This is a genomic window from Rhizobium sp. ERR 1071 (assembly GCF_007828675.1).
GTDB classification, from domain to species: Bacteria; Pseudomonadota; Alphaproteobacteria; order Rhizobiales; family Rhizobiaceae; genus Rhizobium; species Rhizobium dioscoreae.
On the sequence record NZ_VITM01000003.1, the window covers coordinates 75,460 to 96,651 of the forward strand.

Sequence of the window (21,192 nt, forward strand, 5' to 3'; positions counted from 1 at the left end):
TTCGGATTATCTCCCGTGCCGCTCTTGCGGGCGCTGGTTCAGACAGCCACGCTCTTGAAGAACTCGATACTTTGAGCGATTTCGCCCGGCAAAGCCGAATTGTGGCTGCCCGGCACCGTCGCCATTTCGATCTTCACGCCGGCGGCCGTTGCCCGTTTGGAGAGCAGCGACAGGCGCGAGTCGAAATGTGCCTCTTCGGTTCCGTGAAACAGCTTTATCGGGCTTTTGAAGCTGTGCGCGTAGCAGAGCGGCGAGCGCATCTGGTATTCACGCGGGTTCCTGGTGTTGAAGCGGATGTCCTGCGGGTAACGGCTGAAGAAGGCGTAAGCGTCGGGGTTGCCGGATATCGGCGCGACCGCACGGAAGCGCTTCGTCGACATGGCGGCGAGCATGGCGAGCGTACCGCCGATGCTGTGGCCAGCCAGGAACATACGATGCGGATCGACACCAGGCAGATGCCGCAGCCGGTTGGACGCGGCCAGCACATCGGCAACTTCGTCGTAAAAGCCGGAAAAATTGCCCTTCTGGCCGTTTTCGCCGCGCATGGAAGGGATCATGACGACGTAGCCGGCCTCGACATAGGGCTTCATCAGCTGCCAATGTCCCTGGCCGATGGCGTTGCCACCATGCAGGAACAATACGGCCGGCTTCGGTTTCTCCGAACGCGTGTAGCGGGAAACCCAGGCGACGAGCTCCAGCTCCTCGCCGACGCCGCTGCGATAGAAAAGCCGTTCGGCGGTCGATGGCGTCACCAGCGGTTCGTAGATATCGGGAGCAGGTCCCTTGCTCACGAGATCAGTGCGAAACAGATGGCGCTCCTTGGCATAGTCGCCCGAAAGCAGCGGCGGCGCATCCTCGGCCTTCTCGTCGCTCCGTGTGGCGACACTCTTGTTCTCGGCAGGCTTGTTTGCAGTCGTACTGTCATCGGCAGCTCTGACGATGTTGGGCGCAAAGAGCGTGAAGGCAATACCGGCTAGAAGGCTGCGGCGATTGGGACGAAATGCGTGGTCGTCGGACATGGTCGTGAGCTCTGTCGAAATATCCCGGCGCAGATCAAATCTGCACGGGTTGGAAGGCTAGGCCAACTCACTTTGTGGTGAGGAATCGCCCTCGCCTATTCATCGACAACCGGAGCCTTGGCGTCAATCATCGCGATCAAAGTTTCCAGCCTGTCGGCCTCGTAGGGCGGTTTGTCGGGCCGCAGTCGGGCAATGCGTGGAAAGCGCATGGCGACACCCGATTTATGGCGGGTCGAGCGGTTGATGCCCTCGAAAGCGACCTCGAGCACGAAACCGAAATCGCGATCGGCACGTACGGCGCGCACGGGACCGAAACGGTCGACGGTATTGTTGCGCACGAACTTGTCGAGCACTTCAAGCTCCGCATCGGTAAAGCCGAAATAGGCCTTGCCGACAGGCACGAGCTGCTCGCCCTCCGGAGTCGTCGCCCAGACGCCGAAGGTGAAATCGGAATAGTAACTGGAGCGCTTGCCGTGGCCGCGCTGGGCATACATCAGCACCGCATCGACATTATAGGGATCGCGCTTCCACTTGAACCAGGGCCCTTTGGCGCGGCCTGCGAGATAGGCGCTGTCCCTGCGCTTGATCATCACGCCTTCGATCACCGGATCGGGCGGCGAGGAGCGCAGGCGGTCGAGCTCCTCCCAGGAAGAGAAATCGACGAGCGGCGACAGATCAAAGCGGTCGTGGGGCGCGGCATCGATAATCTCCGTCAGCCGCTCCCGCCGATCGAGGAACCCGCGGGCGCGCACGTCCTCCGCGCCGTCAAAAAGAAGATCATAGGCGCGGATGAAGGCCGGAAACTCGTCCAGCATCTTTGCCGTCACGGTCTTGCGGTTGAGGCGCTGCTGCAGATCGGAGAAGCTGCGTGTCGGGCTGTTGGAGCGAACAGTGCCGCCAACCAGCAGCTCACCGTCCATGACGCCCTCGAAATTCATGGCGTCCACAACGTCTGGAAAGGCGCCGGATATGTCATCGCCGGAGCGCGAATAGAGCTTGCTCGTCTCCCCGGAGCGCGAAAGCTGGACGCGGATGCCATCCCACTTCCATTCGGCGGCGAAATCGCGGGGGTCGAGGCCCTCAAGATCACCCGGCTCGACGGGATTGGCGAGCATGACGGAATGAAAGATCGCCGGTGTTGCCAATACCGGTTTCTCCGCCTTGCCTTCCAGCCAGCGGAACAGGCTTTCATAGGGCGGTTGCAGGCCATGCCACAGCGTTTCGATTTCTGTCACATCCTTGCCGCTCAGCTCGGCCAGCGCCTGCTTGGCGAGGCGAGCCGAAACACCGATGCGCATGGCGCCGGTCGCAAGCTTCAGGAAGGCAAAGCGGCCCGATGTATCCAGCCGGTCCAGCAGATCACGCACGAAGCTGCGCACCTCGGTCCGCCCAAGTGCATTCATGCGCCTGATAACCTCACCGAGCTTCGGCTGCTCGCCGGCAGGACGCTCGATATCGCTCTCCTTGTCCCAGACCAGCGAGATCGTTTCGGCAAGATCGCCGACATAATCGTAGGAATAGCGGAACAGCACCTCGTCCATACGCTCGAGAACGAGCTCGCGCAGCATGGCGGGCTTGACGTTGCGCACCTCGAGCGTGCCGGCAATGGCGGCCAGACCATAGCCGCGGTCCGGATCGGGCGTATCGCGGAAATAATCGGTCAGCAGCTTCAGCTTGCCGTTGCGGCTCGGCGTCAGCACCAGGCGGTCGAGGAGGTCGGCAAAGGCTTTCATCTGAGCACCTCCTTCTCTCCACTGGGGAGAAGGTAATCGCATATGAGATGAAATAGTTGCCGCGCACCTCCTTCTCCCCTCGGGGGGGAAGGTGCCGACAGGCGGATGAGGGGGATACCACGAGCGGAAAAGTCAATCGATCCGAGGCAGTTGCCCCCCTCATCCGACCCTTCGGGCCACCTTCTCCCCGCTGGGGAGAAGGTGAGACAGTGGACGACCCTCATCATCTAGTCTCCCTCGTCTTCATAGCCGATGAGATGCAGCGGCTTGGCGGCGATGCCCTGCAGCTCGCACCAGCGCACCAATGCCTCTTCGCGGCCGTGGGTGACCCAAACCTCGCTCGGCTTCAAATCGGAGATCGTCTCGGTCAGTTCGGGCCAGTCGCAATGATCCGATATGACCAGCGGCAGCTCGACGCCAAGCTGCTTGGCACGCTGGCGCACCATCATCCAGCCGGAGGCGAAAGCCGGCAGCGGATCGTTAAATCGTCTCGCCCAGCGATCCTGAAACGCGGAGGGCGGACCGACGACGACGGCGCCCTGAAAGATCGACTGATCGCGGCTTTCGATGGTGGCTGGCTTGAGTTCGCCAAGCGCGATGCCCTGGCTGACATAGTAGTCGCACAGGGTTTCGAGCGCGCCATGGATATAGATCGGTTTGTCATAGCCGGCATCGCGCAGCAGGCGGACGACGCGCTGCGCCTTGCCGAGCGCATAGGCGCCGATCAGATGCGTTCGTTCCGGAAACTGCCGAAGCGAAGCCAGGAGCTTGCGCGTCTCAGCCATGGGATCGGGATGATGGAAGACCGGCAGCCCGAAGGTTGCCTCGGTGATGAAGACATCACAGGGGACCGGCACATAGGCTTCACAGGTCGGATCGGGCCGGCGCTTGTAATCGCCTGAGACCACGATGCGCAGTCCATCCTTCTCCACTGCGATCTGAGCCGAACCCAGGACGTGGCCGGCAGGATGGAACTGCACCTTGACGCCATTGATCGTCACTTCCTCGCCGAAGGCAACCGCCTGCTCCGATCCGGCAAAGCCATCGCCGTAGCGGATGCGCATGATATCGAGGGTCTGGCGCGTGGCGAGCACATTGGCATGGCCGGAACGAGCGTGGTCCGAATGACCATGCGTGACGAGCGCTCGCTCGACCGGCTGCACGGGATCGATATAGAAGCCGCCGATCGGGCAGAACAGGCCCGCAGGCGCCGGATAAAGCAGTTGATCGGGTCTCATGACTTGTGAGGATAGCGCGATTTGCACAATTAGGTAGCGATATCAGCTGCTTTTCGCGCGAATCCGCGTTCGGGTTGCCGATCCGGCAGATCGAAGACGAGGACATCCTCGCTATGCGGCTTGGCCTTTGCCACGACGGCGCCGTTCGGATCGACGATTGCGCTGGTGCCGTAGCTCACCCAGCCATCCTCGTTGCTGCCGACCACATCGGACGCCATGACCCAGCAGCCCGTATGCCTGGCGCATATCTGCAGGCTCGAAATGCCCGGCCTATGCCATTTCTCCGCCTTGTGGGGCCGAAGCATCAGGTTGACGGGATTGCAGATGAGGCCCGCTCCCTTTCGGGCCAAACGAGCTGCGGTATAGGGATATCGGAGATCGGCGCAGATATTGATGCCAAAGCGCCAATGGCCCTCCTGCCAGATCGGAAAATCCTTTCCCGGCCTGCAGCCGCTTTCGAGCGGGTGAGCCTTGGCATAGACGCCGGCTATCCGGCCGGACTTGACGACCATGGCGCTGTTGTAGAGCGCATCGCCTCTCTTCTCGAAGAGGCCAATAATCGCTGTCGTCCTGCTCGAGGCGAAGCGAGCGACAAGCGCGTCCAAACCGGGATCGTCGAGGGAAAGCGCGCGGCGTCTGGCGATGGCTTCGTTGTAGCTGTGTCCCTGCAGATAGCATTCTGGAAAGAGGGCGAGATCGATGCCCTGCCTTTCCGCCCAGGCGAGATCGCGCGCCAAAGCCTGGGCCGCCTGCTCGACGGCATCGAAAAGTGCCAGACGTTGAAAGGCCGCGATCCGCATGCGGCAGAGGTAACATGCGCGGCGAGTCGCCCCTAGCACAAATGGATCAGGTGCGGGTCATCGCCTCTACCGGACTGGTAAATGAAATAGAAAGAGGTCGAGGCTCTTGGCCGATCGAAAGCGTTTGAAGAACAGCTTCTGTATCAAAACGGCACAGATGGGCCTGGCACGATTTCTGCTTCGTAAGTGACGTTCCAGGAGTTCATAATGATCCAACGCCGCGCCTTTATCGCTTCCCTCGCCGCCTCGGCAGCGGCTGGCCTGCTTGCACGGCGCGGTTTCGCGGCACCACTTGCCAAGATGGCCGGTGCCGAGCTGCGCGGTCCGATCGACGCCATTGCGCTGAAGACGACACCGGGCGCCAGCGATTTCAAGAGCGGCAAGCTGCAGGCGATGATCGACAATGCGGCGCGAAGCAACATGCCGCTTTTCCTACCACCGGGCACCTACAACATCTCAAACCTGACACTCCCCAATAATACGCGCATCACAGGCGTTCCTGGCGCCTCGCGGCTCATCTATAGCGGCGACGGCCATCTGATGAATGCAGATAAAGCCAGGCGTATCGAGCTTTCCGGCCTCGTGCTCGATGGCGGCAATCGCTGGCTTGCCGATTATGCGGGTGGCCTTCTGCAATTTACCGGCGTCGACGAAGTGCTGATCGACAATTGCGAAATAATCGGCAGCCGCAAGCACGGACTGCAGCTGGAGCGCTGTGGCGGTCGGATCGAGCGCAGCCACATCTCCGGAGCGGCCGAGACGGGGATCTATTCCGTGCAATCCACCGGCTTGGCGGTGACAGGCAATCGCGTCGAGGATTGCGGCAATGGCGGTATTCTGATCCATCGCTGGGACAAGGCCGAGGATGGCAGCAGCGTCACCAACAACCGTATCGCCCGCATTCGCGCCAACGACGGGGGCACCGGCCAGAACGGAAACGGCATCAATATCTTCCGCGCGGATGGCGTCACGGTTTCCGGCAATCAGATCGCCGATTGCGCCTTTACGGCCATTCGCGCCAACTCGGCATCGAATGTGCAGATCTCGAACAATCAGTGCCTGCGCTCCGGCGAAACCGCCATCTACTGCGAATTCGATTTTGTCGGCGCCACGATCAGCAACAATCTGGTCGATGGCGCCGCCAACGGCATTTCAGTTACCAATTTCGACAAGGGCGGAAGGCTCGCTTCGGTGACGGGCAACGTCATCCGCAGCCTGTCGCTTACCGCACCCTATGCGCAGGACGGCGGTTTCGGCATCGGCATCTCGGCGGAAGCCGATACGCTTGTTGCCGATAATGTTATCGAGAATGCACCGCTCTGGGGCCTGCGGCTCGGCTGGGGGCAATATCTCCGTAATGTCGTTGCGACCGGCAATATCGTCAGACATGCCGGCATCGGCTGCGTCGTCTCCGTCGCCGATGGCGCCGGCTCGGCGGTGATTGCAGGCAATCTCTTCCAGGAAATGCAGCAAGCCGCGATCATGGGCTTCCGCTGGGACAAGCCGGCATCGGGAGAGCTGGTCAGGGGAAGCATGCAGTTTCCGCAGCTGACCATCGAAAACAACAGACTCGTTTAGGCCGATCGCCAGTTCGGCTGCCGCTTTTCGAAGAAGGCGGTGATGCCTTCCTTCGCCTCGTCGGTCTCCCAGGCATCTGCCAATTGTTCGACGACGTGATCGATCATGCCATCGGTAATCGGCCTGCCGACGGAGCGCGCCAGGGCCTTAGCGCGGGCCGCTGCCTGCGGTGACGCTCCCAGGAAATGGCGGACTTCGGCTTCTACGGCCTCATCCAGTGCCTCCTCCGCCACGACCCGTGACAGGAGCCCGAGGGCATGCGCCTGCCAGGCATCGATGATTTTGCCGGAGAGAAACAACGGGCGCGCATTCGCTTCGCCGATGCGCGCGACGACATAGGGACTGATCGTGGCCGGAATGATGCCGAGGCGCACCTCCGTCAGGCCGAAACGGGCCGTCGATGCCGATATCACCATGTCGCAGACGCTGAGGATGCCGATACCGCCGCCGAAAGCATTGCCCTGGACGCGGGCGATCAGCGGCTTCGGCAATTCGTTCAACGCCTTGAACAGCATGGCAAGTCGCCGCGCCTCGGCCATACGCCCATCCCGCGTAGCATCGAACTGGGCACGCATCCAACCGAGATCGCCGCCGGCACAGAAACTGGCGCCCTCGCCGGTCAGCACGACGACCCGGACTGCGCTGTCGTGAGCAAGGTCGTCCGTTGCCGCTGTCAAGTCATCGATCATCTCCGCCGAAAGGGCATTGTGCTTTTCCGGGCGCGCCAGCGTCACATGGGCAACACCGCGCTCGTCGGTGGCGATGCGGATCGTCTGCGATATCATGAGGCACTCCTGAGGCTGCGGGCAAAGGCGGCGGCGCGGGCAAGCTTGTCCTCGTCGAGACCGGTCTCGAAGCCCCGCGCCGATAGATAATCTTGAACAGAAACGGTATCGACATTGCCCTTGGCGCCGGGAGCGAAGGGACAACCGCCAAGGCCGCCGGCTGACGCATCGAATACCCGCAGGCCGCGCTCCAACGCGACGCCGATATTGTCGAGCGCACGGCCGGACGTGTCATGAAAATGGCCGGCAAGGACTGCCGCGGGGAGTTCTCCGAGCACTGCGCCAAGCATCCGGTCGACGGCCTCGGGCGTGCCTTTGCCGATCGTGTCGCCAAGGCTGATCTCATAGCAACCAAGCGCACGCAACTGCCACGCGACGCTGACGACATTTTGCGGCAGCACTGCGCCCTCATAGGGGCACTCGACGACGCAGCTGACATAGCCGCGCAACGGAACGCCGCGATCCCGACTGGCGGCCGCCACCGGCCGAAAGCGCTCGATGCTCTCGGCGATCGAGCAGTTGATGTTTTGCATGGAGAAGGTTTCCGAGGCGGAAGCGAAGATCGCCACTTCATCGGCGGCCGCCGCAAGGGCCGCCTCGAAGCCCTGCATGTTGGGCGCCAGCGCTGCGTAACGAACGCCTGGACGCCGCTCTATGCCGGCCATGACCGAAGCAGCATCCGCAAGCTGCGGCACCCATTTCGGGCTGACGAAGCTGGTGACTTCAATTCGCTCGAAACCACAATCCGAAAGCAGATTGACCAGCTCGATCTTGTGTTCGGTATCGACCTGCCGCTTCTCGTTCTGCAGCCCGTCACGTGGTGCCATCTCGACGATGGTGACGTGGTTGGAAGGCTTGTCGCTCATGCCGCATCCTCCGGGCGAAGTGACAGAAGCACGGCGCTTTCGCTGGTCTGATCCCCCTCGCCGACATACAGACCTTCGACGATGCCGCCGCGTGCCGCCGTCAGCGTCAGCTCCATCTTCATGGCCTCCATGACGATCAGCGCCTGGCCCCTCGCCACCGCGTCGCCCTCGCGCACACGTACGATCTTGACGAGGCCCGGCATCGGCGCGATGACGCGATCGCCACCGCCGGCCGCCTCTTCTCCACCGTCGAGCAGATCGAGTCGATGGAAATGATGCGTCTGTCCATCGAGGAATAAAGTCATACCTGCCGATGTCTCGAAGATATCGACATGGGACTGCCGGCCGTCGATCTCGACGTGGCGGGAAAGGCCCTCGCCTGCGAGCAAGCGAACGAGAATGATGCGATCGTCAAAGGTGACGCTGAACAGCGACCGACTCTTTGCAGCCAAGCGGCAATTCTGATGACCACCGGCAAAATGCAGTGTGACGGGACGGCTTGCTTCGCCCCAGAGCTGCCAAGGACCGAGCGACAGCCAAGGATCGCTGCCAGTGGCTTCTGCGAACCCACCCGCCTCCACAATGGCAGCAATGGCGAGGGCAGCATTGTCTGGCGGTTGCACCGAGGTCAGCGCCTCCACGTCACGGTCGATCAATCCCGTGTCCGGTCGGCCGGCGGCGAAATCCGGCTGGCGGCTCAATCGGATGAGAAAATCGAGGTTAGTGGTGGTTCCGGCAACCTGCATCTGCTCCAGCCCGTGCGTGAGCTTGGCAAGCGCCGCCGCCCGATCGGGCGCATGCACGGTCAGCTTGGCGATCAGCGGGTCGTAATACGGGGTGATGCTGTCGCCCTCGCGCACGCCGGCATCGATGCGGACATCGCCTTCGGGAAAGCGCAGGTGGGAAAGCGTGCCGGTTGCCGGCAGGAAGCCGCGCGATGGGTCTTCGGCATAAATGCGGGCTTCGAAGGCCCAGCCGTTTATGGTGAGCTCAGCTTGCGTTTTCGGCAGCGGCTCGCCGCTCGCAACGCGCAATTGCCATTCGACAAGATCGACGCCGGCGATTGCCTCTGTGACGGGATGCTCGACCTGCAGGCGGGTGTTCATCTCCATGAAGAAGAAGCGATCCGGCGACAGGCCGTCGGAGACATCGGCGATGAACTCAACGGTGCCGGCGCCGCGATAATCGATGGCGCGGGCGGCACGAACCGCCGCTTCGCCCATGGCGCTGCGCATCTCCTCCGTCATGCCGGGCGCCGGGGCCTCCTCGATCACCTTCTGGTGCCGGCGCTGCAGGGAGCAATCGCGCTCGAAGAGGTGCACGGCATTGCCCTGGCTGTCACCGAACACCTGAATCTCGATATGGCGCGGCTTGACGAGATATTTTTCGATGAGCACGGCATCGTCGCCGAAAGCGGATTTCGCCTCGCGCTTCGCCGCCTCCAGCGAAGCCTCGAAATCCTCCGGACGGTCGACGCGGCGCATGCCCTTGCCGCCGCCGCCGGCCCTCGCCTTGATAAGAACGGGAAAGCCGATGCCGTCGGCCTGCTCGGCAAGAAAGCCGGGCTCTTGCCTATCGCCATGATAGCCGGGAACAACGGGCACGCCGGCCCGCTCCATCAGCGCCTTGGCCGCATCCTTGAGCCCCATCGCTCGAATGGAGGCCGGCGACGGGCCGATGAAAACCAGGCCGGCAGCTTCGACGGCCTCGGCAAAAGCTGCATTTTCCGAGAGAAAGCCGTAGCCCGGATGGATGGCCTCCGCGCCGGTTCGCTTTGCGGCTGCGATAATCTTTTCCTTCGAAAGATAGCTTTCGCTCGCCGCCGCCGGGCCGATATGGGCGGCTTCGTCGGCCAGGGTCACATGCAGGGCATTCCGATCGGCGTCGGAATAGACGGCGACCGTGCGGATGCCGAGGCGCCTTGCGGTGTAGATGACCCGGCAGGCGATTTCGCCGCGATTGGCGATCAGTATCTTCGAAAACATCGGCAGACCCTATTGCGCGGCAATGACTTCGACTTCGAGCAGCCAGGCCGTATCGAAAATACCGGCGATCACGACAGTCATGGCCGGCGTAAGCGAGCCCAGATATTCGCTACGGATCTCGCGGTTCTCGATCGTATGATGTCGATCGGCGAGAAAGGTGGTGACCTTGACGATATCGTCCTTCGTCATGCCGGCCGCCTTCAGCTGCGCATCGATGTTGTGCCAGACCTGGCGAGCCTGCGCCTTAAAACCCTCCGGCAAGGCATCGTCGACGTCGGTCGGTATCTGTCCGCTGATAAAAAGCAATCGTTCGAAATTCTCGAGCTTTACGGCTTGAGCATAACCGCCGCGGGGCTGCGGCGCATTCTTGGCATTGATGGCATCGCGTTTCATCTCCGTCTCCTCACATCCTGAACAGACCGAAGCGTGTGTCTTCGATCGGTGCGTTGAGTGCTGCTGAAAGCGACAGAGCCAGCACGTCGCGGCTCTTGCGCGGATCGATGATGCCATCGTCCCATAGGCGGGCCGAGGCGTAGAGCGGATGGCTCTGGGTTTCGAACATCTTGAGCGTCGGCGCCTTGAAGGCGGCCTCTTCTTCCGGCGTCCAAGGCTTGCCGGCACGCGCCAGCGCCTCGCCGCGTACGGTGGCGAGCACGCCTGCCGCCTGCTCTCCGCCCATAACGGATATGCGGCTGTTGGGCCAGGTCCAGAGAAAACGCGGCGAATAGGCCCGGCCGCCCATGCCGTAATTGCCGGCGCCGAAGGAACCGCCGATCAGCATGGTGATCTTCGGGACCTTGGTCGTCGCCACAGCCGTCACCAGCTTGGCGCCATTCTTGGCGATCCCTTCCGTCTCGTATTTGCGGCCGACCATGAAGCCGGTGATATTCTGCAGGAAGACCAGCGGGATCTTGCGTTGCGAACAAAGCTCGACGAAATGCGTGCCCTTCAGCGCCGACTCCGAGAAGAGAACGCCGTTGTTGGCGATGATGCCGACTGGGACGCCGTGGACGTGGGCAAAGCCGCAGACTAGCGTCGTGCCGTAGCGCCCCTTGAACTCATCAAGGCGGGAGCCGTCTACCATGCGGGCGATGACCTCGCGCACGTCATAGGGCGTGCGCAGATCCGAGGGGACGATGCCGAGAATATCCTCGGGATCGTAGAGCGGCGCCTCGGGCGTGCGACGCTCGACACTCTCGGGCTTGCGGCGATTGAGATTGGCGACCGCTTGCCGGGCGAGTGCGAGCGCATGGGCATCGTCGCGCGCCAGATGATCGGCAACACCGGAAAGGCGCGTATGGACATCGCCGCCGCCTAGATCTTCGGCAGAGACAACCTCCCCCGTCGCCGCCTTGACGAGCGGCGGACCGGCGAGAAAGATCGTTCCCTGTTTCTCGACGATGATGGTTTCGTCCGACATGGCCGGCACATAGGCGCCACCCGCCGTGCAGGAACCCATGACGACGGCGATCTGCGGAATGCCGGCCGCCGACATATTGGCTTGATTGTAGAAGATGCGCCCGAAATGATCGCGGTCGGGAAATACCTCGTCCTGGTTCGGCAAGTTGGCACCACCGGAATCGACGAGGTAGATGCAGGGGAGATTGTTTTCCGCTGCAATCTCCTGCGCGCGCAGATGCTTCTTCACCGTGATCGGATAATAAGTGCCACCTTTGACGGTGGCATCATTGCAGACGATCATGCAATCGCGGCCGGAAACGCGGCCGATGCCGGCGATCAACCCGGCGCCCGGTGCCTCGCCGCCATAGAGACCGTGGGCTGCCGTCGTCCCGATCTCCAGAAACGGCGTGGCGGGATCGATCAGCCCGGCGACACGATCGCGCGGCAGCATCTTGCCGCGGCCGACATGGCGCTCACGCGCCTGCGCGCCGCCGCCTTCCGCCGCCTGCGACGCCGCAGCCTCAGCGACGCCGATCGCCTCCAGCATGGCGGCGCGATTGCCGCGGAAGCGATCCGTATGCGTCGATATCTCTGATTTCAGGACGGTCATTGACTTGGCCTATTTGCTACCATATTTTGATACCACTTGTTTGCCATTGCGGAACAATCCATGAATTCAAAGCAGCGGCAGACGCTGGAAGCCATTTTCAGCAACCCGGTGAAGGCCACGATCAAATGGCAAGACATTGAGGCCCTGCTGGTGGCAATTGGCTGCGAGATGTCGGAAGGAAGCGGCTCGCGCGTTCGTTTTACGCAAAGCGGCCGAACATTGTTCATCCATCGGCCACATCCGAAGCCTGATACGAAGCAATATGTGGTGCGCACGGTCAGGGAGTTTCTGACAGATTTGGGAATAAAGCCATGAGATCTTACAAGGGATATACCGGTTCGGTGGAATTCGATGAGGACGACATGGTTTTTCATGGCAGAATCGTCGGCATCAGAGACATCGTGACTTTTGAAGCGGAAACGGCGCAAGAACTGGTGCAGGCCTTCCGCGACAGCGTCGATGACTACCTCGCATTTTGCGCGGAAAGATCGCAGGAACCCGATCGACCATTTTCGGGGAATCTTTCCCTGCGCATGACTCCGCGCCTGCATGAGCAGGTCGTTCGCGCCGCAGGAAACAAGGCTCAGTCCGTCAATCAATGGATCACCGATACGTTGACGGAAGCCGCCTCTCGAGATGCAGAGTCGGCTTCCATGGTTGTGAAGGCATAGGCACGCGTCTTTAAATTCGTTGATGTCTCGATCTCGCAGTCAGGCCGTTTCGCCAAACAGCTCACGGCCGATCAGCATGCGCCGGATTTCGGATGTGCCGGCACCGATCTCATAGAGCTTGGCGTCGCGCAGCAGCCGTCCAGCGGGATAATCATTGGTGTAGCCGTTGCCACCGAGCGCCTGGATGCATTCGAGCGCCAGCGCCGTCGCCTTTTCTGCGGAGTAGAGAATGCAGCCGGCTGCATCCTTGCGCGTCGTCTCGCCGCGATCGCAGGCGGCGGCCACGGCATAGACATAGGCGCGGCAGGCATTCATGGTGACATACATATCGGCCAGCTTGCCCTGCATCAGCTGGAACTCGCCGATCGACTGGCCGAACTGCTTGCGCTCATGCATGTAAGGCAGCACCACATCCATGCAGGCCGCCATGATGCCGACGGGGCCACCGGAAAGGACCACACGCTCGTAATCGAGACCTGACATCAGCACGCGGACACCGCCATCCACCTGACCGAGAACATTCTCCTCGGGCACTTCGCAATCGAGGAAGATCAGCTCCGAGGTGTTCGAGCCGCGCATACCGAGCTTGTCGAGCTTCTGGCCGACGGAGAAGCCGGGAAAGCCTTTTTCGACGAGGAAGGCGGTAATCCCGCGCGGACCGGCATCCGGAGAGGTCTTGGCGTAGACCACGAGCACATCGGCATCCGGGCCATTGGTGATCCACATCTTGCTACCGTTCAGCACATAGCGATGGCCGCGCTTTTCGGCATGCAGCTTCATGGAGACGACATCGGAGCCTGCACTCGGCTCCGACATGGCGAGAGCCCCCACATGCTCGCCTGAAATCAGCTTCGGCAGGTAGCGCTCCTTCTGTGCCGCCGTGCCGTTGCGGTAGATCTGGTTGACGCAGAGGTTGGAATGAGCGCCGTAGCTCAGACCCACGGAAGCCGAAGCACGGCTGATCTCTTCCATGGCAACCGTGTGGGCGAGATAGCCGAGGCCGGCGCCGCCATAGGCTTCGTCAACCGTGATCCCGAGTACGCCGAGATCGCCCATCTCCCGCCACAGATGCATCGGGAAGCTGTTGTTGCGATCGATCTCGTCTGCAAAGGGTGCAATGCGATTGCTGGCAAAGCGGCGCACCTGCTCGCGCAGCGCATCGATGTCCTCGCCCAGCGCGAAGTTCAATCCCCCAGAAAACATCCGGCTTCTCCTCCCGACCTCCCGAACGTCCAATTTCTTTGAACGTATGTCTCGTTATGCCTGCTTCAAGTTTCCGCCGCCGGCGTCATGCCGCATCTGCGGGTACATGCTGCGCCTCCCGCGGCATCTCATAGGCTTTCAGTCTGTCCGCTATCCTCACCATGATCTTCCGGCGAGCCTCCTCCTTGACCGGGCCGAAGCCTCTTATCTCATCAAACAGCGAGAGAATGGCAAGGGCTTCTGTCTCGTTGTCGTGGCGCAGACTGGAAAGCACACGCCCGGCGATCTCTTCGTATTCGGCAATCAGGCGGCGTTCCATTTGCCGCTCCGCCATATAGCCGAAGGGATCGAAAGCGGTGCCTCGTAGCCGTTTCATTGGTGCAAGCATCCGCAGCAGCGGCAGGATCCAGGCGCCGAACTCGCGCTTCCTTGGTCGGCCGTTCGGGTCCCTGCCGCCGAGGATGGGTGGGGCAAGATTGAGGGCCAGCTTGAAATCTCCCTCCATCTCCTCACGCAATTGTGCTTCGAAAGCCGGATCGGTGAGCAGCCGGGCAACCTCATATTCGTCCTTGTAGGCCAGGATCCGCGCATAAGTGACGGCGACGGCAAAGGGCACCTTGTCCGAAAGCCGCTCTTTCGTCGCCAGAGCATTGGCGTGGGCGACGAAAGCACCATAGCGCTCGGCAAGGGCCGCATCCTGATAGGCGGTCAGATGCGCCTTGCGATGCCTGATGAGATCATCGAGACTCATGTCAGCCAGCGTCTTGCCGGCATCGGGCGCGACCATCAGGGCATGCACGGCCTGCGGATCATGCGCGAGAAGCCGGCCCCAATGAAACGCGGAGAGGCTCGCCTTGACGGCGACGCCGTTGAGCTCGATCGCCTTTTCGATCGCCTCCAACGACAGCGGCAGCAGACCGCGCTGCCAGGCAAAGCCGGTTAGCAGGATATTGGTCGAGATCGCATCGCCGGTGACCTCGGTCGCGACCTGACCGAAATCGAGGAAGACGGACTTATCGCTGACGGTCTTTGCAATCGTATGCTGGATCGAACCGGTCCTGAAGTCGAAATCGCGGTTGCGAACGAAATCGGCGACCGGCATGAGCCCGGTGTTGACGATGGCGGTCGTACGCGTCGTTGAGCAGAGCGTGACCGCATCCTTGGAGGCCCCAACCACTTCGTCCGCCGACAACAGCAAGTCCGCGCCGCCATTAACTATGCGCGAGGAGGTGACGTCTGCCTGGTTGAGACCGATGCGCAGATGGCTCATGACGGCGCCGCCCTTCTGGGCGAGGCCTGCCATGTCAAGGATCATCGGCACCTTGCCATCCAGATGCGCGGCCATGCCAAGGATGGCCCCGATGGTCAGGATGCCCGTGCCGCCGACGCCGGCTATCGCGATGTTCCAGGGACGATCGGCGATGGCAGGGATTTCCGGCATCGGCACGTCGATGTCGGCGTGGCCCAGTGCCTTCCGCTTGCGGCGCTTGCCGCCATGAACCGTGACGAAGGACGGACAAAAGCCTTTGACGCAGGAGAAATCCTTGTTGCAGCTCGATTGGTTGATCTGGCGCTTGCGGCCGAATTCCGTTTCCAGCGGCTCGACGGAGATGCAGTTCGACTGTACCGAGCAATCACCGCATCCCTCGCAGACAGCCTTGTTGATGAAGATGCGCTTGGCCGGATCTTCCATCAGGCCGCGGCTGCGGCGACGGCGCTTCTCGGCGGCGCAGGTCTGGACATAGACGATCGCCGAGCATCCTTCGGTCTCGCGCAGCGTCAGCATCACCTGATCGATATGGTCGCGATGCAGGACCTTAACGCCGGGCGCCAGCTCCGAAGCGCGATAGGCATCGGGATTGTCCGACAGCAGATAGATCGGCTTGACGCCCTCCTCATGCAGCTGCTTGGTGACCAGCTGCGGCGTCAGGTAGCCATCGATCGGCTGCCCGCCTGTCATGGCGACGGCATCATTATAAAGCAGTTTGTAGGTGACGTTGACCTTGGCGGCGACGGACTGGCGGACGGCAAGAATGCCGGAGTGGAAATAGGTGCCGTCACCGAGATTGACGAACATATGCTTTTCGTCGGTGTAACGCGCAATCGCCGTCCACGGCACGCCTTCACCGCCCATCTGGGTGAAGGTCTCGGTGTTGCGGTCCATCCAGGTGGCCATGTAATGGCAGCCGATGCCGGCGATGGCGCGGCTGCCTTCGGGAACGCGGGTGGACGTATTGTGCGGACAGCCCGAGCAGAAGAACGGCGTACGGTTCAGTGGCGCCACATGGCTGCGGCTGATCTGGCCGCGCTCGGCAAGATAGGCAAGCTTGGCGGCAATGCGATCATGCAGGCCCTGATCGAGATCGAGCTTGACGATGCGCCCGGCGATGGCTCTCGCAACCGCGCCGACGGTCAGCGCCGAAGACAGGCTGAGATAGGGTTTGTCATGCTCGTCGAACTTGCCGACGATGCGCGGGCGCACATCGGCTCGCCAGTTGAAGAGCTGCTGCTTGATCTGGTTTTCGATGATTTCGCGACGCTCCTCGACGACAAGAACTTCGTCCAGCCCTTCCGAGAAATGGCGCACGGCCTCCGGCTCCAACGGCCAGGGCATGCGCACCTTCAAGATACGCAGGCCGATATCGGCCATTTCCCGCGGGCCGATCTCCAGCTCGCGCAACGCCTGCAGCACATCCTCATAGGCCTTGCCGGAGGAGATTATGCCGAAGCGGGCATTGGGAACATCATGCGTGATTTCGTCGACGCGATTGGCGCGGGCGAAAGCGATGGCCGCATAGGCCTTGTAATTCTGCAGGCGATCGTCCTGCACCAGCGGCGGATCGGGCCAGCGCAGGTTGAGGCCGCCGGGAGGCAGTTCGAAATCCGTCGGCAAGACGAACTGCCGCTTTTCTCCTGATAGATCGACGGCCGCCGTCGTCTCGACCGTATCGGCAATGAATTTCATGCCGACCCAGCAGCCGGAATAACGCGACATGGCAATGCCGAGCAGGCCGTATTCTATGAATTCGTGGATCGAAGAAGGATAGATGACCGGCATGACCGCCGACATGAATTCATGGTCGGTCTGGTGCGGAATGGTCGAGGATTTGGCGGAATGATCGTCGCCGGCAAAACAGAGGACCCCACCATGCCTGGAGGTACCGGCAGCATTGCCGTGCTTCAGCACGTCACCGGAGCGGTCAACGCCGGGGCCTTTGCCGTACCAGATGCCGAGCACGCCGTCCTTGCGGGCGCCGGGAGAAAGGCCGACCTGCTGCGAGCCCCAGACCGCCGTGGCTGCAAGGTCTTCATTGATTCCGGGCTGGAAGGTGACGTCATGCGCGTCGAGGTAAGTCCGGGCCTTCAGAAGCTGCTGGTCGTAGCCGCCGAGGGGCGAGCCGCGATAGCCTGAAATGAACGTTGCCGTATTGAGTCCTGCGGCGCGATCACGCCGCATCTGCGTCATGGGCAGCCGCACCAGCGCCTGCAGGCCGGTCATGAAAACGCGGCCATCCTCAGCGGTATATTTGTCGTCTAGCGAAACGCCGGTCGCAAGCATCTGCTCTCCTCCCGAGATCGCAGTTACCGATTGCCCATGTACCTTTCACCGGATGCCTCCTACCGCATCCGACGAAAGCCATAACCGAACGGTAACATGCAGCGACGCTAATTTCTGAACGAAGGCTAGGCCTCGGCAGCATGATTTGCAAAGATTTAGACGGGCTGGCGGATATTTTCGTGCTTGCTCGGCGCTGGCCATCCGCCATCCATCACGAGCTTTCATCGCAGATATCAGCGGCAGGGTCTTTTACTCGCCCAAGCTGCCCAATAAGGTCGCGCCGACTCGAATCTGGGAGACCCATATGCTGACGATCTACGGTGTCTATCGCTCGCGCGCCTCGCGAAATTACTGGATGGCGGAGGAGCTCGGCATCGAGTTCAAATCCGTGCCTGTCATCCAGGCCAGCCGGCTTGCCAATCCGCTCGCTGCCGACGCGCCAATCAACACGATGTCGCCGGAGTTTCTGGCGGTCAATCCGATGGGCATGATCCCCTGCATCAAGGATGGCGATCTCGCGATGCATGAGTCGCTCGCCATCAACCTCTATCTCGCACGCAAATATGGCGGCCCGCTGGCTGGCAAGACGGTAGAGGAAGAAGGGCTAATGTCTATGTGGACGATGTGGGCGGCGACGGAAGTCGAACCCTATAGCGTCGCGCTCGTGCGCATCTATGACAATGCGCAGGAAAATAGCGATGCCGGCAAGGCCGGGATCGCAGTCGCCTGCCGCTCGCTGAAGAAACCGCTCGACGTGCTCGAAAAGCACCTGCAAAACCAGGACTATCTCGTCGGCAATCGCTTTACCGCCGCCGACCTCAACCTGGCCGAAGTGCTGCGCTATGCCCAAACCGAGCAGGACTTGTTCGACGCTCGCCCGAGGATGAAGGCCTGGATCGAGCACTGCCAGTCGCGCGATGCCTACAAGGCCATGCAGGCGACCCGCGGCAAGGAGCCGGTCTGACATTATTGGAAGAGACGCATGCTCTCTTCCATTTCCTCACGGATCCAGGCCTTGAAGGCGGTGACCTTCTTCGGCTCCCGCACGCCTTCGGCGGTGACGAAATAATGGCCGAAACCGGTTTTGGCGCGGATGCCGAAGGGATCGACGAGGCATTTCTGCTGGAGGGCATAAGCCGCCAGCGTCTGCCAGGCGAGCATCACCCCTTGCCCCGCTATGGCCGCATCCAGACAGAGCGATGCGTCGTTGAAGATGTGACGCTCTTCCATGCAATGGCCCGGGAGCCCGGCCTCGCGCAGCCACACCTCCCAGCCGAACATCGCATGTCCGTCGATGACGGCGGGGACTTTCAGTATATCGGCAGGCTCCCGAAGCGTTGCGGCAATCTGCGGCGTAACGACCGGGAACACCTCCTGGGCCAGCAGCAGCTCGGCCTTGACGCCGGGCCATTGCCCATTGCCGACCCGAATGCCGATATCGACATCAGACGTCGCCGGATTGATCAGCCGTGTCGTGGCATCGATGCGCAGGCGGATATCCGGATGGCGGCCGGCGAAGCGGTCCAGCCGATAGACTAGCCAGCGGGCCGCAAAAACCGGTGCCACCGAAATGGTGAGGATATTCTCATCCTTGTGCTGCGCAAGCGCAATTGCCGCCGAAAGCGCCTGAAATCCCTCGCCCAGCCTTGCCAGCACCGCCAGTCCCGATGCCGTCACCGTCATCCCCTTAGGCGTCCGCTCGAACAGCGGCCGACCGAGTTGCGCCTCGGCCTTGATGACCTGCTGGCTGACCGCACCGACCGTCACGCCGAGTTCATCGGCCGCTGCCTGCAGCGAACCGAGGCGCCCGACCGCCTCCAGCGCACGCAAGCCATTCAAATGAACGTTGTTGAGGTTTCTCATTATAGAATATCTATATCAGCATCCCCGCATTCTCAATTGCATCGAGCGCATATTCGCGCGATTATTGCACCATGAAATTGAAGACCGTCGCCGCTCGCTCGGCTGATACCCTCATGGTTGCATCGATGCGAGCATCCAAGGAGGCATGCCATGTCGATCTTGAAGCTTTTCTTCAGTCATCTTCTCGAAGAGGATCGCAAATCGGATAGCGATCCGTTGCAGCATCCCATGCTTGCGGCCATGTCGCTGGAAGAATTGGCTGATCTGCCGCTGATGCCGGAAAACCTGGGGCGGCCTATGGACAAGCGGACCATTCAGCCGGAAGAATGCGCATAAGAGAGTTAATCATGGCACTCAAACGCGCATGACATCGAACCTAGGCATGGACGCCATAGCAGAACGATTGCAGCGGCTGGTGGCGCAAGCCAGGCTGCTCGAGGTCGAGCCTGGCCTTCATTATGGACTGCCGGCCTTCAAAGTCGGCGGCAAGGCGTTCGTGACCGTCAAGGACAACGAGACCATCGTGCTGTCGCTGCCCGTCGACCGCAAGGAGCAGCTGATGGAAATGGCGCCGGAGATCTATTTCCAGACGGATCACTATGTCGGCTGGCCATCACTACCGCTGCGCATCGCCGCGATCGGCGACGAGGAACTGGAGCTGCGCTTAGTCGAGGCGTGGCGATACCGCGCCCCGAAAAAACTTCTAGCAATGTTCGGCTGATCGATCAGCCCTCTTCGACGGCGAGCGCCTTCTGAACGGCCGGGCGCTCGAGCATACGCTGATAATGCGCGCTGACCTTGGGGAACTGCTTGATATCGACATTGTCTCCCGGCAGCCACTTCTCCATGGTGAAGAGATAGCCGTCTGCGACGGTATATTGCTCGCCCATCACCCAGGGACCCTTCAGCATCTTATCCTCGATCAAGGCGAAGCTTTCGGTCATGGTCTGCGGCACCTTGGCCTTCATCGTCTCGATGGCTGCCGCATCGTCGGTCCAGCGGTAGCCGCGTCCCTTGTGCGAATGGTTCACATGAACGGTGGAGACGATGTAACTGTTGAAGGACTGCATCTGCGCGAACTCGAAGGGGTCGTCGAGCGGTGCCAGCTTCGCGGCCGGTGCGATCTGGGCGAGATAGGCCATGATCGCGATATTCTCGGTGAGGATGCCGCGATCGGTCACCAGCGCCGGAACGCGGCCTTTGGGATTGATGGCCAGATAATCCGGCTGGCGCTGATCACCATTGGCGAGGTTGAGGCGTCGGGGCTCGTAGGCAAGGCCCGATTCTTCCAGGGCGATGAGACTGGCGAGCGCGCAGCTTCCGGGCGCATAATAGAATGTCAGCATGTTCCGTTCCTCAATTGAATTCTGCAAGGAAGCTAAAACGAACCCGGCCGATACGGAAGTGGCTGATGCTGATGGGCGCCACAAAAGGTTTTGATCGATTAAGCCGATATCCCCATCCCCATTGGCTGGCTCAATGGGGATGGGCGGTTGATCTCAGGCGCAGCCTGGCACGTCTTCCAGCCTGTACCAGACGGGAATGCCGCGCTCGCGGGCAATGCGGACATCATTATCGGCGCCCTTGGAATCACCCGGCAACCTGAGAACACCCTCGCAAAGCTGCAGCAGGCGGTCGGCTGTCGGGTGGAAGATCTCTTCATAGAGATCGTCGCCGATGCTCTTGCCGCCGGCGGCATGCCAGACCGGCAGGGCGACCCATTCGCCGATCATGGGGAGATGACCTGCCTTGAACAGGGCATAGGACGGCTCCTCAAGGCGCTTGAGGTTTTCGGCCATCTTCTTCGGATCATCGCCGGTGCCGGAGCGATAGGGCCCCGCAATCAGGATCAACATGTCATGCCTCCATTCTGAATACCTG

20 protein-coding genes are annotated in these 21,192 nt (G+C 61.3%); 6 read left to right on the forward strand and 14 right to left on the reverse strand.

What is annotated here, in order from left to right; translation table 11 throughout:
- Nucleotides 1-38: 38 nt before the first annotated feature.
- The 4 genes from FBZ99_RS10460 to FBZ99_RS10475 form a co-directional block, all read right to left on the reverse strand.
- Complete coding sequence (locus tag FBZ99_RS10460) at nucleotides 39-1,019, reverse strand: alpha/beta hydrolase family protein (RefSeq protein WP_145632965.1); 981 nt, start codon at nucleotides 1,017-1,019, stop codon at nucleotides 39-41.
- Nucleotides 1,020-1,114: 95 nt separating this feature from the next.
- Nucleotides 1,115-2,752 carry a cisplatin damage response ATP-dependent DNA ligase gene (locus tag FBZ99_RS10465; protein ID WP_145632968.1) on the reverse strand — a complete coding sequence of 546 codons (1,638 nt, stop codon included), beginning with the start codon at nucleotides 2,750-2,752 and terminating at the stop codon, nucleotides 1,115-1,117.
- Between the two features lie 227 nt (nucleotides 2,753-2,979).
- A complete protein-coding gene (locus FBZ99_RS10470; protein ID WP_113353976.1) occupies nucleotides 2,980-3,990 on the reverse strand; it encodes a ligase-associated DNA damage response exonuclease in 1,011 nt (336 codons plus the stop codon).
- Between the two features lie 29 nt (nucleotides 3,991-4,019).
- On the reverse strand, nucleotides 4,020-4,790 hold the full coding sequence (locus FBZ99_RS10475; RefSeq protein WP_145632971.1) for a carbon-nitrogen hydrolase family protein: 771 nt from the start codon (nucleotides 4,788-4,790) through the stop codon (nucleotides 4,020-4,022).
- A gap of 207 nt (nucleotides 4,791-4,997) precedes the next feature.
- On the opposite strand from FBZ99_RS10475, the gene FBZ99_RS10480 reads away from it, so the two are divergent.
- Nucleotides 4,998-6,368, forward strand: coding sequence for a TIGR03808 family TAT-translocated repetitive protein (locus FBZ99_RS10480; RefSeq protein ID WP_145632974.1), 1,371 nt, complete (start codon nucleotides 4,998-5,000; stop codon nucleotides 6,366-6,368).
- Here the strand turns inward: FBZ99_RS10480 and FBZ99_RS10485 are convergent.
- Genes FBZ99_RS10485 through FBZ99_RS10505 form a run of 5 tightly spaced genes read right to left on the reverse strand, consistent with a single transcriptional unit; the run spans nucleotide 6,365 to nucleotide 12,015 of the window.
- Nucleotides 6,365-7,153, reverse strand: a complete 789-nt coding sequence (locus FBZ99_RS10485) for a crotonase/enoyl-CoA hydratase family protein (protein WP_145632977.1) — start codon at nucleotides 7,151-7,153, stop codon at nucleotides 6,365-6,367. The two genes, FBZ99_RS10480 and FBZ99_RS10485, sit on opposite strands and share 4 nt — an antisense overlap.
- Nucleotides 7,150-8,019: a hydroxymethylglutaryl-CoA lyase gene (locus tag FBZ99_RS10490; RefSeq protein WP_113353972.1), complete on the reverse strand. Its 870-nt coding sequence runs from the start codon at nucleotides 8,017-8,019 to the stop codon at nucleotides 7,150-7,152. The genes FBZ99_RS10485 and FBZ99_RS10490 overlap by 4 nt, the downstream gene beginning before the upstream one ends.
- Nucleotides 8,016-10,004 carry an acetyl/propionyl/methylcrotonyl-CoA carboxylase subunit alpha gene (locus FBZ99_RS10495; RefSeq protein ID WP_145632980.1) on the reverse strand — a complete coding sequence of 663 codons (1,989 nt, stop codon included), beginning with the start codon at nucleotides 10,002-10,004 and terminating at the stop codon, nucleotides 8,016-8,018. Before FBZ99_RS10495 ends, FBZ99_RS10490 begins: the two co-directional genes overlap by 4 nt.
- Before the next feature lie 9 nt (nucleotides 10,005-10,013).
- Nucleotides 10,014-10,397: a RidA family protein gene (locus FBZ99_RS10500; RefSeq protein WP_113331893.1), complete on the reverse strand. Its 384-nt coding sequence runs from the start codon at nucleotides 10,395-10,397 to the stop codon at nucleotides 10,014-10,016.
- A gap of 10 nt (nucleotides 10,398-10,407) precedes the next feature.
- On the reverse strand, nucleotides 10,408-12,015 hold the full coding sequence (locus tag FBZ99_RS10505) for a carboxyl transferase domain-containing protein (protein WP_145632983.1): 1,608 nt from the start codon (nucleotides 12,013-12,015) through the stop codon (nucleotides 10,408-10,410).
- 36 nt (nucleotides 12,016-12,051) lie between these two features.
- Between FBZ99_RS10505 and FBZ99_RS10510 the strand changes: the two genes are divergently transcribed.
- Both FBZ99_RS10510 and FBZ99_RS10515 read left to right on the forward strand, forming a co-directional pair.
- Nucleotides 12,052-12,330, forward strand: coding sequence for a type II toxin-antitoxin system HicA family toxin (locus FBZ99_RS10510; protein ID WP_246661098.1), 279 nt, complete (start codon nucleotides 12,052-12,054; stop codon nucleotides 12,328-12,330).
- 26 nt (nucleotides 12,331-12,356) lie between these two features.
- Nucleotides 12,357-12,686 (forward strand): type II toxin-antitoxin system HicB family antitoxin, encoded by a 330-nt coding sequence (locus FBZ99_RS10515; RefSeq protein WP_233789921.1) that lies wholly within the window; start codon nucleotides 12,357-12,359, stop codon nucleotides 12,684-12,686.
- Between the two features lie 39 nt (nucleotides 12,687-12,725).
- Here FBZ99_RS10515 and FBZ99_RS10520 read toward each other — a convergent pair whose 3' ends face one another.
- The gene (locus tag FBZ99_RS10520; protein ID WP_145632986.1) at nucleotides 12,726-13,889 is read right to left on the reverse strand and encodes an isovaleryl-CoA dehydrogenase; all 1,164 of its coding nucleotides are present in this window, start codon (nucleotides 13,887-13,889) and stop codon (nucleotides 12,726-12,728) included.
- Between the two features lie 85 nt (nucleotides 13,890-13,974).
- Nucleotides 13,975-17,448 carry an indolepyruvate ferredoxin oxidoreductase family protein gene (locus FBZ99_RS10525; RefSeq protein ID WP_145632988.1) on the reverse strand — a complete coding sequence of 1,158 codons (3,474 nt, stop codon included), beginning with the start codon at nucleotides 17,446-17,448 and terminating at the stop codon, nucleotides 13,975-13,977.
- Between the two features lie 304 nt (nucleotides 17,449-17,752).
- On the opposite strand from FBZ99_RS10525, the gene FBZ99_RS10530 reads away from it, so the two are divergent.
- Nucleotides 17,753-18,412 carry a glutathione S-transferase family protein gene (locus FBZ99_RS10530; protein WP_145632993.1) on the forward strand — a complete coding sequence of 220 codons (660 nt, stop codon included), beginning with the start codon at nucleotides 17,753-17,755 and terminating at the stop codon, nucleotides 18,410-18,412.
- Between the two features lie 2 nt (nucleotides 18,413-18,414).
- Here FBZ99_RS10530 and FBZ99_RS10535 read toward each other — a convergent pair whose 3' ends face one another.
- A complete protein-coding gene (locus FBZ99_RS10535; RefSeq protein ID WP_145320797.1) occupies nucleotides 18,415-19,311 on the reverse strand; it encodes a LysR substrate-binding domain-containing protein in 897 nt (298 codons plus the stop codon).
- Nucleotides 19,312-19,461: 150 nt separating this feature from the next.
- Between FBZ99_RS10535 and FBZ99_RS10540 the strand changes: the two genes are divergently transcribed.
- Complete coding sequence (locus FBZ99_RS10540) at nucleotides 19,462-19,647, forward strand: hypothetical protein (RefSeq protein WP_145320799.1); 186 nt, start codon at nucleotides 19,462-19,464, stop codon at nucleotides 19,645-19,647.
- Between the two features lie 28 nt (nucleotides 19,648-19,675).
- On the forward strand, nucleotides 19,676-20,032 hold the full coding sequence (locus FBZ99_RS10545; protein WP_145632996.1) for an MmcQ/YjbR family DNA-binding protein: 357 nt from the start codon (nucleotides 19,676-19,678) through the stop codon (nucleotides 20,030-20,032).
- A 4-nt stretch (nucleotides 20,033-20,036) separates the two neighbouring features.
- Here FBZ99_RS10545 and FBZ99_RS10550 read toward each other — a convergent pair whose 3' ends face one another.
- Together FBZ99_RS10550 and FBZ99_RS10555 are read right to left on the reverse strand one after the other, a co-directional pair.
- Nucleotides 20,037-20,657 carry a glutathione S-transferase family protein gene (locus FBZ99_RS10550; protein WP_145632998.1) on the reverse strand — a complete coding sequence of 207 codons (621 nt, stop codon included), beginning with the start codon at nucleotides 20,655-20,657 and terminating at the stop codon, nucleotides 20,037-20,039.
- A 153-nt stretch (nucleotides 20,658-20,810) separates the two neighbouring features.
- Nucleotides 20,811-21,167, reverse strand: a complete 357-nt coding sequence (locus FBZ99_RS10555; RefSeq protein WP_145633001.1) for a DUF4406 domain-containing protein — start codon at nucleotides 21,165-21,167, stop codon at nucleotides 20,811-20,813.
- Nucleotides 21,168-21,192: the final 25 nt, after the last annotated feature.

Bases quoted from the DNA above. Each gene is read 5' to 3' on its own strand.
- FBZ99_RS10500 (WP_113331893.1), bottom strand. From the start codon at position 10,397: ATGAAACGCGATGCCATCAATGCCAAGAATGCGCCGCAGCCCCGCGGC.
- FBZ99_RS10525 (WP_145632988.1), bottom strand. From the start codon at position 17,448: ATGCTTGCGACCGGCGTTTCGCTAGACGACAAATATACCGCTGAGGAT.
- FBZ99_RS10550 (WP_145632998.1), bottom strand. From the start codon at position 20,657: ATGCTGACATTCTATTATGCGCCCGGAAGCTGCGCGCTCGCCAGTCTC.
- FBZ99_RS10520 (WP_145632986.1), bottom strand. From the start codon at position 13,889: ATGTTTTCTGGGGGATTGAACTTCGCGCTGGGCGAGGACATCGATGCG.
- FBZ99_RS10475 (WP_145632971.1), bottom strand. From the start codon at position 4,790: ATGCGGATCGCGGCCTTTCAACGTCTGGCACTTTTCGATGCCGTCGAG.
- FBZ99_RS10545 (WP_145632996.1), top strand. From the start codon at position 19,676: ATGACATCGAACCTAGGCATGGACGCCATAGCAGAACGATTGCAGCGG.
- FBZ99_RS10505 (WP_145632983.1), bottom strand. From the start codon at position 12,015: ATGACCGTCCTGAAATCAGAGATATCGACGCATACGGATCGCTTCCGC.
- FBZ99_RS10555 (WP_145633001.1), bottom strand. From the start codon at position 21,167: ATGTTGATCCTGATTGCGGGGCCCTATCGCTCCGGCACCGGCGATGAT.
- FBZ99_RS10485 (WP_145632977.1), bottom strand. From the start codon at position 7,153: ATGATATCGCAGACGATCCGCATCGCCACCGACGAGCGCGGTGTTGCC.
- FBZ99_RS10465 (WP_145632968.1), bottom strand. From the start codon at position 2,752: ATGAAAGCCTTTGCCGACCTCCTCGACCGCCTGGTGCTGACGCCGAGC.
- FBZ99_RS10460 (WP_145632965.1), bottom strand. From the start codon at position 1,019: ATGTCCGACGACCACGCATTTCGTCCCAATCGCCGCAGCCTTCTAGCC.
- FBZ99_RS10470 (WP_113353976.1), bottom strand. From the start codon at position 3,990: ATGAGACCCGATCAACTGCTTTATCCGGCGCCTGCGGGCCTGTTCTGC.
- FBZ99_RS10535 (WP_145320797.1), bottom strand. From the start codon at position 19,311: ATGAGAAACCTCAACAACGTTCATTTGAATGGCTTGCGTGCGCTGGAG.
- FBZ99_RS10540 (WP_145320799.1), top strand. From the start codon at position 19,462: ATGTCGATCTTGAAGCTTTTCTTCAGTCATCTTCTCGAAGAGGATCGC.
- FBZ99_RS10480 (WP_145632974.1), top strand. From the start codon at position 4,998: ATGATCCAACGCCGCGCCTTTATCGCTTCCCTCGCCGCCTCGGCAGCG.
- FBZ99_RS10530 (WP_145632993.1), top strand. From the start codon at position 17,753: ATGCTGACGATCTACGGTGTCTATCGCTCGCGCGCCTCGCGAAATTAC.
- FBZ99_RS10495 (WP_145632980.1), bottom strand. From the start codon at position 10,004: ATGTTTTCGAAGATACTGATCGCCAATCGCGGCGAAATCGCCTGCCGG.
- FBZ99_RS10490 (WP_113353972.1), bottom strand. From the start codon at position 8,019: ATGAGCGACAAGCCTTCCAACCACGTCACCATCGTCGAGATGGCACCA.